The organism is Streptomyces sp. NPDC005794 (genome assembly GCF_042871445.1).
Classification (GTDB): domain Bacteria; phylum Actinomycetota; class Actinomycetes; order Streptomycetales; family Streptomycetaceae; genus Streptomyces.
Map to the genome: position 1 here is coordinate 451,716 of NZ_JBIAIN010000002.1, position 15,181 is coordinate 466,896.

The window sequence follows — 15,181 nt, forward strand, 5'->3', positions numbered from 1 at the left end:
TCATGGGGTCTCCGTGAGTGTCGCGCCCGGATCCGCGGCCGCGCTCCAGGTCGTGTCGTCGGTCTCGAAGGCGCTGAGGCTGGGGTCGTGGTCGGAGGCACCGATGTCGTACATCGACGTCATCCAGTGGTAGAAGTTGTCGCCCCGGTCCCGCAGCAGCTCGTACAGGCGTCGCATCAACCGGGCCCGCACCACCTTGCACTCGGGGTGCGTGTACCGGTTGCTGAGCTCGTGCGGGTCCGCTTCCAGGTCGTACAGCTCGTTGACCGATTCCGGGTTGACGACGAGTTTGTAGCGGTCGTCGCGGATCATCCGCTGCGGGTACGGGAAGTGGTGGCCGTGGAACTCGGCGACCAACTCGCTCGGCCAGTCCGGGATTTCCCCCATGACCAACGGGACCAGACTGCGGCTGTCCACCGCCGGGGCCGGGTCGCAGCCCGCCAGTTCCAGCAGCGTCGCGGTGCAGTCGGTGAGGCTGACCAGCTCGTCCCTGACCTGCGGGGCGGCCCCGGGGATCCGGATGATGCCGGGAATGCGGTAGATGTCCTCGTACATCGCCGGGCCCTTGTCATGGAGCCGGTGGGCGCCGGTGAACTCGCCGTGGTCCGCGGTGAAGAACACGGAGGTGTTCTCGCTGAGCCCCAACTCGTCGAGGCGGGTGAGGACGCGCCCGATCTGCTCGTCGATCAGGGTGACGTAGCCCCAGTAGACCGCGATCAGCTTGCGGGTCGTCTCGATCGGGATGGTGTCGAACGCCCAGTGCGCGCTGTAGTTGCGCTGCACCGGCGGTTTACCCTCGAAGGTCTCGGCGATGGACGGCGGCAGCTCGACGAGCTCCGGGTCGTAGAGGTCGAAGTAGGCGTCCGGGAGCAGGTAGGGAAGATGCGGGCCGAAGAAGTGCGTGGCCAGGAAGAACGGCTCGTCACCGGCCGCGTACCGCTCCAGATGCTCGATGGCGCGGGTGGTTAGATAGTACTCGAACGTCGCCTCCACCGGCTGGTGCAGCCGGGCGGCCAGTAGGTTCCCCGGGTTCCCGCCCGGGGACGTGCCCCGGATCGGTTCGCTGATGCGGTACGGGGGCAGTCCCTGCTTCTCCAGGTACGCCAGGTAGTCCGGGTGGTCCACGGGGTTGTGCCAGCCCGGCAGGTCCGGGCCTTCGAAACCGTACGAGGCGGCGTTGCGGTGCGTCCCGCCGTGCCACTTGCCGATGAGGCCCAGCCGGTAGTCGCGCTCCGCCAGGGCCGCCGGGAAGGTGAAGGCGTCCTCGCGCAGGTCCTCCAGATAGCCCACATTGCGTTCGTAGTTGGCGAGCAGCCGGTGCCGGAAGGGCGCCTGCCCGGTGAGCAGGCTCGCCCGCGCCGGGGTGCAGATCGCGGTGGGCGTGTAGAAGCGGTCGAAGCGGGTGCCGGTGGCCGCCAGCCGGTCCAGATTCGGTGTGGCGACATGCGGGTTGCCGTAACAGCCGAGGGTGTCGACCCGGTGCTGATCGGTCATCAGGAACAACAGGTTCACTTCTTGTACGCCTTCGTGTAGAGGTCGCCCTCGTAGTACGTGCCGGCCGCCGGAGCCTTCTCGAGCCGGCCCGTGTCCACGAAGAACTCGCCGAGCGCGTCCAGCCAGCCGTCCACGGTGCCGTCCTCGGTCCTGGCGACCAGATCGGCCGTGGACAGCGTCTCCACGTTGGCCGCGTCCGCCGCCACCTTGGCGCGGTCGATCCTCAGCAGCGAGGCGGCCGCGTCGATGGCTTCGTCGGGGTGCGCGGCGCGCCAGTCGTTGGCCTTCTGGAGAACCTTGACGACCTTGGAGTTCAGCGCGGCATCGCTCTTCGCGGCCGATACGAACGCGGTGGGGAAGGCCCGGTCCTTGAGGTCCGCCGTACTGGCGACCTCATTGAGCTTCGGCTTCTTGGCCTTGATGGTGTCGATCAGCGGATACCAGAGGCCCGCCCCGTCGATCTGCCCGGAGACGAACGCCGAGACGACCGTGGACGGGTCCATCGGTACCTTCTCGATGTCCTTCTCCGACATTCCGGCCTTCCGCAGGGCGAGATCGAGTGCCATCGCACCGGAGGTGCCCTCGGGCACCCCGACCTTCTTCCCCTTGAGGCCCTCGACGGAGGTGATGCCGGGCTGGGCTATGACCCGGTCGGCGCGGGCGAGTGTGTTGACCGCGACGACCTTGGCCTTGCCCGACGCCGGCAGCCACATGGCGCCGGGGCCGATGTAGCCGAAGTCGAGGTCACCCGAGCCGAGCGCCTGAATCTGGAGCGGGCCGTTGGTGAACGGCTTGTACTCGGGGCTCAGCCCCTGTTCCTTCCACAGCCCCTGCTCGTCCGCGATGGCCAGCAGGCTCGCGCCGTTGTAGTCACTGATGTAGCCGAAGCGGACGGTGCCGTCGGCCGACGGGTCACCGGAGCACCCGGTGACGGAGAGTGCCAGGGCGGGCACGGCGACGGCCGCCGCCAGGGCGCGCTGAGGTAGACGCATGACGCAGGTTCCTTACGAGAGTCCGGGGGAGCGGGCGGGGGTTTCAGGCAGCCGGGGTCTGGTGGTAGACGGAGGTCCACACGGCATTACGGATCCGGGCGAACTCGGGGGAGAGCCGGATGGCTTCGGTGCGTGGGTAGGGGAGGTCCACCTCGATGACCGAATGGATCCGGCCGGGCCGTGCGGCCATCACCACGACGCGCCGGGCGAGGTACACGGCCTCGTCCACGTCGTGGGTGACGAACAGGACGGTGCGCCGGTCCCGGCTCCAGGTGTCCAGGAGCTGGTCCTGCAACTGCACCCGGGTCAGCGCGTCCAGTGCGCCGAACGGCTCGTCCATGAGCAGCACCTGCGGATCGACGGCGTAGGCACGGGCGATGGCGCAGCGCTGCTTCATCCCGCCCGACAGCGTCTTGGGCAGCGCGTCGGCGAAGTCGGTGAGGCCGACGAGGCCGATGGCGCGCTCCGCCCGCCGCTTCCGCTCGACGGCCGGAACGGACGCCAGCTTCAGCCCGAACTCGACGTTGCCGCGCACGGTCAGCCAGGGGAACAGGGCGTACTGCTGGAAGATCACCCCACGGTCCGGCCCGGGGCCGCTGACGGGCAGGCCGTCGACGAGGACCTCGCCCGAGGTCGGAGCGGCGAGCCCCGCGGCCAGATTGAGCAGGGTGCTCTTGCCACACCCGGACGGACCGACGACGGTGACGAACTCCTCGTCACCGATGTCCAGCGACACCTCGTCCAGGGCGGTGAAGATGGTTTTCTTCAGCGGATAGGTCCGGGAGACCTTCCGGAAGGAGATCTTGGCGTTCAACGTGTCTCCTGCCAACGGGTGAGGCGTCGTTCGGCGAGCAGCAGCAGCCGGTCCATCAGAAGGCCGAGCAGACCGATGGTGATCAGGCCGACGAAGATGGTGGGGAGGTCGTAGTAGAGCTGAGCCCTCTGCATCCGGAAACCAAGGCCTTCCTGCGCGGCGATCAGCTCCGCGGCGACGAGGGTTCCCCAGGCGGAGCCCAGTCCGATCCGCATCCCCACGAGGATGAACGGGGCGGAGGCGGGGACGACCACCTTGAGGAAGATCGTCCCGTCACGGGCGCCCAGCACCCGGGCCGCGTCGATGAGTGTCCTGTCGACCCCCACGACGCCCTGGAAGGCCGCCACGACGCTCGACAGGAACGCCGCCAGGAAGATCACGAACACCTTGGGCACCTCGCCGATGCCCAGCAGCACGATGGCCAGCGGAATCATGGCCAGTGGCGGCACCGTGCGGAAGAACTGGACGTACGGCTCCAGCAGTCCGCGGGCCACCGGGTACCAGCCCATCAGGAAGCCCACGGGCACGGCCAGCAGAGTGCCCAGCGCGAAGCCGGTCAGGACACGGCGCAGGCTCGCCAGCGCGTCGTCGGCCAGAGTGCCGTCCGCGATCAGCTCGCCCGCTCTGCCCGCCACGGCGGCGGGGCCCGGGAGCGCCTGTATCCCGAGCGAGGCCAGCCAGGCCCACAGGCCGACGCCGGCCACCAGGGCGATCAGGTTCAGGGCGATCGCGGGGACGTGGCGAGCCTTCCGCCGGAGCTCGCGGGTGGCTCCAGACCCCTCCTGTACAGGCGCGGCCCGCTCCAGGGGTGTCTCAGTGGAACTCATGCGGCGTCCTCGGGAAGTTCTTCGCTGCCCGGGCCCGGGTAGCGGGCGAGCAGAGGGGATTCATGGAGGGCGAGGGCGACCCCGCCGAGCGCGCCGCCCGCCTCGCCGAGTCCGGCGGGCAGCAGCGTCACGCGGCCACGGGCCAACGGCAGGACGTGCGCGTCGAGTGCCTCCTGCACGGGTGCGAGCAGGACCTCACCGGCCCGGGCCAGTTCACCGCCCAGCACGATCACACCCGGGCCGACCGCGTTGACCACCCCGGCGAGCACCGTGCCGGTCCGGGTCCCCGCGGTCCGCAGCACCTCGTGCGCCGCCGGGTCACCGTTCCCGGCCACCCTCAGCAGGGTCGAAACGTCGTCCGCGCGTCCGCCCAGAGCGCGGTAGGCGGCGAGGACCGGCCCGATCGACGCGATCGTCTCCAGGCACCCCCTGCCCCCGCATTCGCACGGCCCGCCCTCGGGGTCGGCGGTGATGTGCCCGAGCTCGCCCGCGAGGCCGTCCACACCCCGGTGGAGCGAACCGTTCACGACGAGCCCGCCGCCCACTCCGTGCGACAGACGCAGGTACAGCACGTCCTGGCTCGCTGCCGCCGCCCCCCAGGTGGACTCCGCGAGGGCCGCGAGCCGGGTGTTGTTGTCGAGCAGGACCGGCGCCCCGAACCGTTTGCCCAGCAGTCCGGCCAGGGCCGCCAGCGGTTCCTCCGGCGCGCCCCCGGCCGTCCGTACCGGACCGACCACGCCCACCCCGACCGCACCGGTCGTACCGAGGGAGGACAGCCGCAGGGTGCCGCCGGCCAGCGAGGCGACGAGCCGTTCGGCCAGCTCGACCCGCCGCTCCCAGGAGAGGCCGGGAGGATGGGCCCGGCTCGCCGAACCGATCACCTCGTGCGCCACGTTGGCGGCGGCCACATGGACGGCGCGGCGGGCGAAATCGATGCCGACGGCCTGGCCGGCCGCCGGGTTGAGCGTGAGGTGTTCCACCGGACGCCCACGCCGGCGCGGCCCGGGTTCCGCGGCGGCCGCCACGACCGCGCCGCTCGCGACCAGGGTCCCGACTATGTCGTACAGCGTGGTGCGTGACAGCCCGGCCTGGCGGCCGAGCTCGGCGCGGCTCTGCGGCCCGTGCCGGCGCAGCAGACCGAGCACGCGTTCCTCGTGCCCACGCCTCAGCCGCGAGAGAGGTCCACCGTATGAGTGCATGGCGCCCAGCATGAGGACCGCGCGATTTTTTCGTCAATGACCCGGAAAAATATTCATGTTGCCGCAATGACGGCGGGATCAGGCCGTGCGCACACAGCGGAAGCCGAGGTTCCCCGTGGTGCTGTCCGGCGTGTTGCGCGTACGGGCGGCCACCCTGTACCGGTTGCAGTACGAGCGATGGCACAGGTAGGAGCCTCCCCGCATCACCTTGGCGTCCCCCGCGCCCGGACCGCGCGGGTCGCTCCGGCGCGCCGCCGGGTGGGTGGTGCTCCACCAGTCCTGGCACCACTCCCAGACGTTGCCCGCCATGTTGTACAGGCCGTAGCCGTTCGGCCGGTAGGCGTCGACCGGAGCGGTGCCCGCGTGGCCGTCCTCGGCGGTGTTCTTCGTGGGGAAGTGCCCCTGCCAGATGTTGCAGCGGTGCTCGCCGTCCGGAGTCAGCTCGTCGCCCCACGGATAGCGGGCCTGCTCCAGGCCGCCCCGTGCCGCGTACTCCCACTCGGCTTCCGTCGGCAGCCGGGCACCCGCCCAACGGCAGTACGCGCGCGCGTCGTTCCAGGAGAGGTGCACCACGGGATGGTCCGCGCGGTCCTCGGTTCCGCTGCCGGGCCCTTCGGGCGCGTCCCACCGGGCACCCTCCACCCCGCACCACCACGGGGTGCCGTCCGGCCGGCCGGCGCCGCGCCGGAGCGCGGCAGGCAGGAACCCGGCGAACACGTACGACCATCCGAAACGCTCGGCCTCCGTGACGTATCCGGTGGCCGAGACGAACTCCGCGAACCGCCGGTTGCTCACCGCGTGCGCGTCGATGCGGAAGGCGGAGACCCGCACCTCGCGGACCGGCCCCTCGCCGTCGGCCCGGAACCCCTCGGGATCCTCGGTCCCCATGAGGAACGACCCGCCGGGCAGCAGCACCATCCCGTCGCCGGCACCTTCCGCGGTGGGCGCCGCAGGGCTGACCCGGCCCACCCGGCCCGGCTCCGCACGGGCCGACGGAGGGATCACGGACGGGCCGTCAGGCTTCCTGCGGCCGGGGGAGCAGCAGCCGGCCGGTGCGATGTCGTTCATGGCGCGATCCTACGAGCACCACGCCGGCCCCCTACACCGATGATCGTCGCCGCCCAAACATCCCTACGGCGTGGCGTGCCGTCCAACGGGTGACATCTCGCTCGCTGTCACACGATGAGCCCACCGTGTAGCTCGAATGCGTCCTCCCCGAGTGGTGCCCTTCCGGATTTCCGCTGACGGTGGATCACGTCGCACCCGTGATCCGATGAGCCGACAACCAGCCGGCCAGCTCGGGAGTGACGAAAGGACTGTGTATCCATGCGCTCTGCCCGCACCCTGTTCGCATCGGCCGCCGTCACGGCGGTCCTCGCGGTCTCCGCTCCCGCCGCATACGCCGTGACCTCGGCGGACGACTGGGACAAGGACAGCGGCTCCTCCGCGAGCAGCAACGACGACCGCGAGAAGCCTGACTCGTGGAAGCACGACAAGCCCGAGGGCGGTGTGCACGCCGGTGGCGGTGCGCTGGCCGGTGTGTCGGCCGATGACTGGGAGAAGGACAAGGACAAGGAGTCCGGTTCCGGGAGCAACGACGACCGCGAGAAGCCTGACTCGTGGAAGCACGAGAAGCCGGAAGGCGGTGTGCACGCCGGTGGTGGTGCGCTGGCCGGTGTGTCGGCGGACGACTGGGAGAAGGACAAGGACAAGGAGTCCGGTTCCGGGAGCAACGACGACCGCGAGAAGCCTGACTCGTGGAAGCACGAGAAGCCCGAGGGCGGTGTGCACGCCGGTGGTGGTGCGCTGGCCGGTGTGTCGGCGGACGACTGGGAGAAGGACAAGGAGTCCGGCTCCGGCAGCTCCGGGGACAGCGAGCAGACCTGGAAGCACGAGAAGCCCGAGGGCGGCGTCCACACCGGCGGTGGAGCGATGGCGCTCTCCGGCAGCGGCCTGGCCGCGGGTTCGGTGCTGATGCTCGGCGGCCTGGGTGCCGTCGCGTACAAGCTGCGGCGCCGCAACGCCTCGGGTGCCGCAGCCGCCTGACCGGTGCCCCGCACCGCTGAATGAATCCGGCCGTGGCCGCCGCCCCTTCCCCCGGGGCGGTGGCCGCGCCGATTTCGCCGTAGAGCCCCCGTCCTCCTCGTACGCGAAAGGCAGCATGCGCATGGCCGCCCCGCAGCCGTCCGACACAGACTCCGCCCCCCCTGCCCTCGGCCGATCCCTGCTGTGGCCCGCCGTGGCGGTGGGGCTGGGCTTCCTCCTCGTCTACAACTCCTTCGACGCGTCGGCGGGAGTCCCGGCCCCTGCCGTGGTGTCCCTCCCCGCGCCTTCGAAACCTGCCTCGCCCACCCCGTCGGCATCCGCGTCCGTCCCTTCGCCGGGGCTGCCCCGGTCGGAGCCCGAGCGGATCCGGATCAAGTCGATCGCGGTCGACGCACCCTTCACGCCGTTGTCGATCGGCCCCTCCGGGCAGCTGGACGCCCCGCCCGCGAACGACGCGAATCTGGCGGGCTGGTTCAAGGACGGCGCGACTCCCGGCGAGCGCGGCACCTCGGTGGTGGCCGGGCACGTCGACACCAAGACCGGCCCTGCCGTCTTCCTGCTGCTCAGCACGCTCAAAGCGGGCAACACGGTGGACATCACCCGTCGGGACGGCGCCGTCGCCAGTTTCAAGGTCGACTCGGTCGAGACCTTCAGCAAGGCGGACTTCCCGGACAGGCGGGTGTACGCCGACAACGGCAGGGCCCAGCTGCGGCTGATCACCTGCGGTGGTGTCTACGACAAGAAGGAGAAGGACTACAAGGACAACGTGGTGGTGTTCGCCCACCTGGCGTCCACCACGAACTCCTGACGCGGGTTGACGACAGGTATTCGCCGGCTGAGCCGGATCCACCAGGGATCACGGGACAGCCCTTTAGTATCCCGGGGTGACCACGAGCCCCGCGGACGCGCGGACACAGCAGCGACACCTGGGCCGTCCGGGGTGCGACACAGCCGCGGACATCTGTCCGGTCTCCGAACTCGGGCCCCTCATCGGGCATGTGGACCGCCGGACGCGGTATCGGGGGCTCAGCCTTCTCGCCGAGCGGGCGGCCGGGCCCCGGCTGCCGGCCGGCGAAGGGGCCGAGCTGGCGGCGCTGCTGCCGCGCGAGGTGCCGGAGTCGCCGGACGAATCGCTCCTCCTGGCCGGGCTCCACGGGCGGCTCGGAGTCCATCTACCGGGCCGGCGGCTGCCTGCATGGCGTACGGCCCGGCGGCTGCCGGAACGGGTGCGGATCGCCTGGCTGACTGCCGAACTCCTCACGGACCCTTCGGCGCTGCGGCACGAACGGCCCGGTGAACCGCTCTACCAGGCCGTGCGCGGCATCGACGCCGGGGAAGCCCACCGCCCGGACCGGCTCGTGGCCGGACTCCTGGCCACCCGCGATCCCGTCCTGCGCGCGGAGGCGGTCCGGCTGATCCGGCAGGCCTTGCGCGCCGGTCTGCTGGATCCCGACCTCGCCAGGGCGCACCTGGCCGGACTGCTCGGCGCGGACCCGGACGACACGGTCGTCGCGGCCGCAGCCCTGGCGGAACTGGCCGAGCCCTGGGCGGCGTCGGCCCCCCTGCCCGAAGCCCGCTTCGCCCCGTATCTCGGCCCCGTCCACGCGGCCACCCTGGCGGTCCCCGCACTCACCGCCGCGGCGCGGCACGGGCACGGCCGACTGCTGCGGCGGACGGCGTCGGACACCGCCGGGCCCCCGGAGGTGCGACGCCTGGCCCTGGAACTCCTCGGTGACCTGGCGGAACGCGGTGACATCGGCGCACTCCTGGACATCGCCGCGCAGGACCCGCTGCTGCTCGGCGGGCCCGCCGTGACCTGTCTGCGAGGACTCCACAGGCGCGGACACTTCCCGGTCGTGTCCCAGGTGCCGGCTCTCGTCGGCCTGGCGCTGGCCGACCACTCGATCGACCCCCGTACGCTCGCCACGATCCTCTACACCTGTCGCCGGACGACGCTGGACCTGCTCGTCGACGCCCCGGCGGACGACCTGAGCTGGCCTCGCCGGCTCGCTCTGCTCGTCGCCCTGGCCGGGCAGGGGGCAGGGGACCTCCCGATCGGGGCGGCCGTCACCCGCCTCCTCCCCTCCGCGCGCGCCCCCGCACCGTTCCTCGACGCGATCCGCGAACTCCGTTACGAGGGTGCCGAGGCGGCCGTGCTCGCTCTGCTGCCCGAAGCCCCGGCGGCGGCCCTCGACGCCCTCGAAGCCATCGGCGCGCACCGTACGGTCGAGGTCCTGACCGAAGCGCTCGGCCCGCACACCGACGGTCGCGGGATCGCCCCCTTCCTCCGCCCGGTACGCCACCGGGCCCTCGAACTCCTGTGGCAGCTGAACACCGACCCGGACCTCCGCCGCCACCTCCTCGCCCGCGTCGATCCCACAGCGCTGCCACCGGCCGTAGCGGCCGACCTCGGAGCCCCGGACGAGCGGGAGCTGGCCCTGCTGGCCGCAGATCCGGAGCCCGGCGATCCGGTCGCGGCGCTGTGCGCGCTCGCGACCCACGGCAGCGTGGTCACCCTGCCCGCCGTCACCGGCCTGCTGTTGCGGGTCGTGGGCGAACTGGCGGCGTCCTGGGAGACGGTGGAGACGGACCCGCACCCGGAACCGGCCCGTGCCCGGGAACCCGTCGTCCCCCAGGAGATCGTGGACGCCGTACGCGGTCTGGGTGGCCGTCTGCACGAGCGGCGCAGGATCAGGCCGGTCTGCCTGCTCGGCGCCGAAGACGCGCGGGAGGCGGGCGACGCGCTGCTCGCCGGGATCGTGCTGGACCTGCTGGACCGGCCAGGACTGCCGGCCCGTCAGCAGTCCGTCCTGCTCGAGGTCCTGCGCCGCGCGCCCTCGGCCCGGACCCGGCCCCGTGTGCAGCGGCTGCTGCGCCACCGTGATCCGCATGTGCGCAAGCAGGTGATCGCGCTCCTGGCCACGGGCGCCGGGGGCGAGGACGCGCAGGCCCTGTCGGCCACGCTGATCGCACTGACCCGGGCCGAGGACATCCAGACCGTACGGCAGTCGCTGCTGGCTCTCGGCCATGCGGAGGCACGCTGGGCCGGCCCGGCGGTCGCCGCTCTCCTCGGCCACCCCACCATGAACATCAGGAAGACCGCCGCATCGGTCCTGGTGCGCGCCGGCACACCGACCGCCGTGCCCGGCCTCCTGCGCGCACTCGGCCGCGACGACAACCCGGGGCTGCGCGCCGGGCTCGTCGCCGCACTGCGGGCGGTGCTGGGTGATGCCTGCGCGGCCACGGTCCTCGCCGCCGCCGTGCGCTCCCAGGACGCCCGTGAGCGCACGTTGCTGCTCCGGGGCCTCGACGGCGCCCTCACCTCCCGCACTGTGCTCGCCCTCGCCGATCAGGGGTCCCCGGTCGTGCCCGACCTCCTCGCTCTGCTCGGGGACGGCCGGATCCGTCTCGGCGCGGGGAGCGCCGCCGATCTCGCGGAGCTGTCGGCCGGGCACGGGATCACCGTGTCCGCTCACCCGTCGTCCGGGGACGCGGACGCATGGACCGGCGCGCTCATCGACCGCGGCTGGAGCGCCTCCGTGGCGCTGCGCCTCGTGGACAGCCCGGACGCTCTCCGGGCAACGCGCCTGGCGGAGCTGCGGCCGATGCTGGCGGACTGGCTGCGCCTGGCCCGGTCCGTCCCGGATACCGCCCGGGACAGGGTCCTGGGCCTCGTCCTGCGGCTGTGCCCCACGCGGTGGCCGGCCGACGAGCTGGAGCATTTCGCGGGTTCCGCCCAGGTGCTGGTGGAGGGTCTCGAGGGCGAGCGGGCGCACCGGCCGGGACTCCTCTCCGTACTGCAGGCCGTGGCGCCCCGGCTCGCCGGCACGGAGCGCATGGCGGTCGCCGATGCCGTACGCGCCCTGTCACCGCCGGAGCACGTGCGGGCGCTACGGCTGCTCCGCGCCTGCGATGCCGTGCTGGGCAGGGACGATCTGGACCGGGCACTCGCCGCCGCCCGCCTCGACGCCGACGCCCGGGAGGCCGGAACCGCCGTACTGCGCGAGGCGTTCGGTAGGCCGGACCCGGTCACGCCTGACCGGGAGGCGGAGGTCTGGCGGTCCGCGCTGCACGCGGCCCTCCGCACGCGCCCCGCACTGGAGGAGTTCCGGCGCCGCGACCGGCGCCCGCCGGACTCGCGCCACCGCCTCTCGGCCCTGATGGCTGCCTACCCCGATGCCGGCGACGACGGGGTGCGTGCCGGGCTCGTCGACTGGATGGCGGAGCTGCAGCCACTCGGAACACCACCGTGGACGCTCGCCGAGACAGCCGCCGCTTCGGGCACCGTACGCGCCGGCGACCTCGGCCGACCGCGTTCCGCCGCGCAGCGCACCCGGCTGCTGGACATGCTGGACGCGCCTGACGCGGACCGCAGGTTTCACGCCGCCCGGCAGCTCCTGGACTGGCCGGAGCCGGAGACGGCACGCGCGGTCCTCGGCACGTACCTCCGAGGAGATGTTTCCCTGCCGCCCGGAGCGCGTCTGGCCCGCACGCTGGCCACGGTCGACCCGGCGGAGCTGAACGGCGAGGAGATCAGGCCCGCCAGGGTCGCCGCGCTCGCCCGGGAGCTCGGCCCCTGGGACCTCGTGCCGCTGATTCCGCTGCTGCTCGGCTGGTGGGAGCACGGCCCCGCCGAGGTCCGGGCGGAAGCCGGCCACGCCCTGCGCACGGCGCCCGCCGATGTGCTCGCGGACCACCTCCGTCCCCGGCTCGAGGCCGGGGCCTGGGGTTTCCTGGACCTGCTGACGGGGCGGCGGCTACTGGGATCCCCTGAGATGACGCGGACCAGGGAGCGGCTGCGCACCGAGGGGCGCGACGACCTCGCCGCGGGCCTCCTCCTGGACGGAGGGCCGGTTGCCGCTCCTCGTGCGACGGCCCCCGCCGAAGCCGTCCACCGTCCCGGACGTACCGAACTGCTGCGCCTGGCCCGCACCGGCGGCCCGGAGCAGATCCGCAGAGCCCTGTCGCGTCTCGCGGAGGAGCACGGCGGCCGGGCTCCGGACCGGGACCCCGCCCTGCGGGAGGTCCTCGGTGAACTGCTGACCCATCCGAGGCCCAAGGTCAGGCTGCACGCCCACCGGACCTCACGCACCCTGCTGGACCGGTCCGCGCACTTGCTCCACACCGCCGTCCTGCTGGACGACCCGCAACCGGACGTGCGGCGCATGGCGATCCGCACGCTCTGCCACGCCGGCTGGGAACCCGCCGTTCCCGCGCTGGTCGCTCTGCTCGACCACGCGCATCCGGCCGTCCGCGGAGAGGCCGCCGAAGGGCTGCTGCTGATGGGCGTAGCCGCGGTCCCCGCTCTGCGGCGGGCCGTCGGACATGCCCGCCCCGACCGGCGCTCCCGCTACACGGGCGTCCTGGAGCGGCTCACCGGGGCAGAGGGCGGACCACTCCCGCCGTGAGGTGTCAGCGGGCGTTCTCCCGCTCCGCCACGGCGACCTGGTGCAGTGTGCGGCCGGTGCGGGCCGAGCGTGCGTGGTGGGGATCGGGGGTGCCCGGCCGGTCGTGGACGGCCTGCCGGTCGTCTGCCTTGATCAGCAGCCACGCCTCCGGCCCCCGCGTCCCGTGCTCGTCGTCGATACGGAAGCGGGTGAGCGCGAATTCACCGTGCAGCTTGGTCCCGTCGAGCCGGAACGTGGCGTGCCCGCGCTCCAGTGACTCGGCGAACGGGACGGGGGCACCCGCGAGGTCGTGACTGGTCGGGCGGTAGGTGCCCTGGTCCCAGACGATCACGGTGCCGCTGCCCTGTTCGTCCTGCGGAATGACGCCCTCGAACTCGCGATACTCCAGGGGGTGGTCGTCCGTCGGCACGGCCAGCCGTTTGTCGCTCGGATTGTCCGACGGGCCGCGCGGCACGGCCCAGGACTTCAGGACGCCGTCGACCTCGAGACGGAAGTCGAAATGCATGCGCCGGGCGTCGTGGATCTGCACCACGAAACGCCGTGTGCTCTCGCTGTCCACGCCAGATCCCTCCGCCGTATGCGGTCGGACGGTGCGCGCCTGCCCGGGGCGAGACCGCGCGGCCGGGCACAGTCCTTCCCTCCACTGTGCCGCCACCGGGCGGCCCCCGCACGGCGGCGGCCGTCGCGGGGGCCTCTCGGAGGGGTCGTCAGCCGGTGTGGCGCTCGAGGGTCGCGTCGGCCGCCGCGCTCGAGCGGTGCCACCAGGTGGTCACCGGCTCCCAGACCCGGATCCCGTCCGGAGCACCCAGCGAGGCGGCGTCGAACGTCCGCCCGCGGTGCGCGGGGTCCCCGGAGACCGTCAGCTGGTCCACGACCCGCAGCTCCGTGGCCGCCGGGTCCAGGGTGCGCACCGCGGCGTAGGCGGAACCGCCGGCCGGCAGACGGTACGGACCGCTCTCGCCCTCGGGCACCGGCAGAGCGGGACCGTCCAGATCGCCGAAGACGACCGTGGGGATGCGGTCGACGACGCACGCCTGCCGGCCCTGGTTGGTGACGCTGATCCGTAGCGTCCCCGGCTGGTCCGAGGCAGCCGCGGCGACCGTCAGGGAGCTTTCCCCGCACGTGGGGAGAGAGGGCGCGGCGGTGAGGGAGGAGGCGGTCGCGACGCCGGCTGGAGTCAGCAGGGCGCAGGCCAGGGCGAAGACGGCGGGAAGGGTTACTTCGGTACGGATGCGCATGGGTTGTCCGTTCCCCGTCGCGGTGACTTCTACCCGTACCCGTCCGGTCTGGACCAGATCCTTGACGGGCCTCGGGCCACTGCCTTAAATCAAGTGTTGAAAGATACGCATGAGGTGGGCACGCCAAGCGTTCACCTCTCGGCGTCACACTGTCATGCGCATGACTGTCATCCCCCCACCCCGAAAGATGTGATGACTGTGCCTTTTCCCCACCACGCGGTGCGCCGCCTCTCCAAGATGCGTCGTACGACGCTGTACACCGCTCTCTCCCTGCTCTGCTGCTCCGTGGTCATGACCGCCCTTCCCGCCGGAGCCTCGGCCGCAACCGACCCCCACACGGCTGCGTCCTCCACGGCTTCCCGGGCGGCGGAGGCGGCCGTGGCCTTCGCCGACGAGTTCGACGGTCCCGCGGGCTCCGCCGTCGACGGCGGCAAATGGCTGACCGAGACAGGCGACAACGTCAACAACCACGAACGGCAGTACTACACAGCGGGCAACAGCAACGCCGCCCTCGACGGCCAGGGCAACCTCGTCATCACGGCACGCAAGGAGAACCCGGGCAACTACCAGTGCTGGTACGGGACCTGTGAGTACACCTCGTCCCGCCTCAACACCTCCGGCAAGTTCACCGCGACGTACGGACATGTCGAGAGCAGGATGAAGATCCCGCGTGGCCAGGGCATATGGCCCGCCTTCTGGATGCTCGGCGCCGACATCGGCGACGTGGGCTGGCCCAACAGCGGTGAGATCGACATCATGGAGAACGTCGGCTTCGAACCCGGCACCGTCCACGGCACGCTGCACGGGCCCGGCTACTCCGGCTCGGGCGGCATCGGCGCCGGCTACACCCTTCCCGGCGGCGCAGCCTTCGCCGACGACTTCCACACCTTCGCGGTGGACTGGGCCCCCGACTCCATCACCTGGTCCGTCGACGGAACCGTCTACCAGCGAAGGACGCCCGCGGATCTGAACGGCAACGCCTGGGTGTTCGACAAGCCGTTCTTCCTCATCCTCAACCTCGCCGTCGGCGGCTACTGGCCGGGCGACCCGGACGGCAGCACCAGCTTCCCGCAGGAGCTCGTCGTCGACTACGTCCGTGTGACCACCGGCGACTGAGAGCGGATGCGGACCGGCGGCCACCCCGCCGGTCCGCGTGCCGACGT

Annotated in this window: 12 protein-coding genes; 4 read left to right on the forward strand and 8 right to left on the reverse strand. The window is 72.1% G+C overall.

Going from position 1 to position 15,181, the window contains the following annotated elements; all coding sequences use genetic code 11:
• From ACFYQ5_RS04400 to ACFYQ5_RS04425, 6 genes are all read right to left on the reverse strand, one after another.
• Entirely contained in the window at positions 1-1,512 is a 1,512-nt protein-coding gene (locus tag ACFYQ5_RS04400) for a sulfatase-like hydrolase/transferase (protein WP_389192921.1), read from the reverse strand.
• Positions 1,509-2,486 (reverse strand): aliphatic sulfonate ABC transporter substrate-binding protein, encoded by a 978-nt coding sequence (locus ACFYQ5_RS04405; protein ID WP_389192924.1) that lies wholly within the window; start codon positions 2,484-2,486, stop codon positions 1,509-1,511. Before ACFYQ5_RS04405 ends, ACFYQ5_RS04400 begins: the two co-directional genes overlap by 4 nt.
• A 43-nt stretch (positions 2,487-2,529) precedes the next feature.
• On the reverse strand, positions 2,530-3,300 hold the full coding sequence (locus ACFYQ5_RS04410; protein ID WP_389192927.1) for an ABC transporter ATP-binding protein: 771 nt from the start codon (positions 3,298-3,300) through the stop codon (positions 2,530-2,532).
• Entirely contained in the window at positions 3,297-4,127 is an 831-nt protein-coding gene (locus tag ACFYQ5_RS04415; protein WP_389192929.1) for an ABC transporter permease, read from the reverse strand. Before ACFYQ5_RS04415 ends, ACFYQ5_RS04410 begins: the two co-directional genes overlap by 4 nt.
• Complete coding sequence (locus tag ACFYQ5_RS04420) at positions 4,124-5,338, reverse strand: ROK family protein (protein WP_389192932.1); 1,215 nt, start codon at positions 5,336-5,338, stop codon at positions 4,124-4,126. Before ACFYQ5_RS04420 ends, ACFYQ5_RS04415 begins: the two co-directional genes overlap by 4 nt.
• A gap of 66 nt (positions 5,339-5,404) precedes the next feature.
• Positions 5,405-6,394 (reverse strand): formylglycine-generating enzyme family protein, encoded by a 990-nt coding sequence (locus ACFYQ5_RS04425; RefSeq protein WP_389192934.1) that lies wholly within the window; start codon positions 6,392-6,394, stop codon positions 5,405-5,407.
• 258 nt (positions 6,395-6,652) lie between these two features.
• Between ACFYQ5_RS04425 and ACFYQ5_RS04430 the strand changes: the two genes are divergently transcribed.
• From ACFYQ5_RS04430 to ACFYQ5_RS04440, 3 genes are all read left to right on the forward strand, one after another.
• Entirely contained in the window at positions 6,653-7,372 is a 720-nt protein-coding gene (locus ACFYQ5_RS04430) for a hypothetical protein (RefSeq protein ID WP_389192936.1), read from the forward strand.
• A 121-nt stretch (positions 7,373-7,493) separates the two neighbouring features.
• Positions 7,494-8,180, forward strand: a complete 687-nt coding sequence (locus tag ACFYQ5_RS04435) for a class F sortase (RefSeq protein WP_389192938.1) — start codon at positions 7,494-7,496, stop codon at positions 8,178-8,180.
• Between the two features lie 76 nt (positions 8,181-8,256).
• A complete protein-coding gene (locus ACFYQ5_RS04440; RefSeq protein WP_389192941.1) occupies positions 8,257-12,780 on the forward strand; it encodes a HEAT repeat domain-containing protein in 4,524 nt (1,507 codons plus the stop codon).
• Positions 12,781-12,784: 4 nt separating this feature from the next.
• Here ACFYQ5_RS04440 and ACFYQ5_RS04445 read toward each other — a convergent pair whose 3' ends face one another.
• Positions 12,785-13,285 (reverse strand): DNA polymerase ligase N-terminal domain-containing protein, encoded by a 501-nt coding sequence (locus ACFYQ5_RS04445; RefSeq protein WP_389193117.1) that lies wholly within the window; start codon positions 13,283-13,285, stop codon positions 12,785-12,787.
• A 202-nt stretch (positions 13,286-13,487) separates the two neighbouring features.
• Entirely contained in the window at positions 13,488-14,018 is a 531-nt protein-coding gene (locus tag ACFYQ5_RS04450) for a DUF4232 domain-containing protein (RefSeq protein ID WP_389192944.1), read from the reverse strand.
• A gap of 192 nt (positions 14,019-14,210) precedes the next feature.
• Between ACFYQ5_RS04450 and ACFYQ5_RS04455 the strand changes: the two genes are divergently transcribed.
• On the forward strand, positions 14,211-15,134 hold the full coding sequence (locus ACFYQ5_RS04455) for a family 16 glycosylhydrolase (RefSeq protein ID WP_389192948.1): 924 nt from the start codon (positions 14,211-14,213) through the stop codon (positions 15,132-15,134).
• The last annotated feature ends 47 nt before the right edge of the window (positions 15,135-15,181 follow it).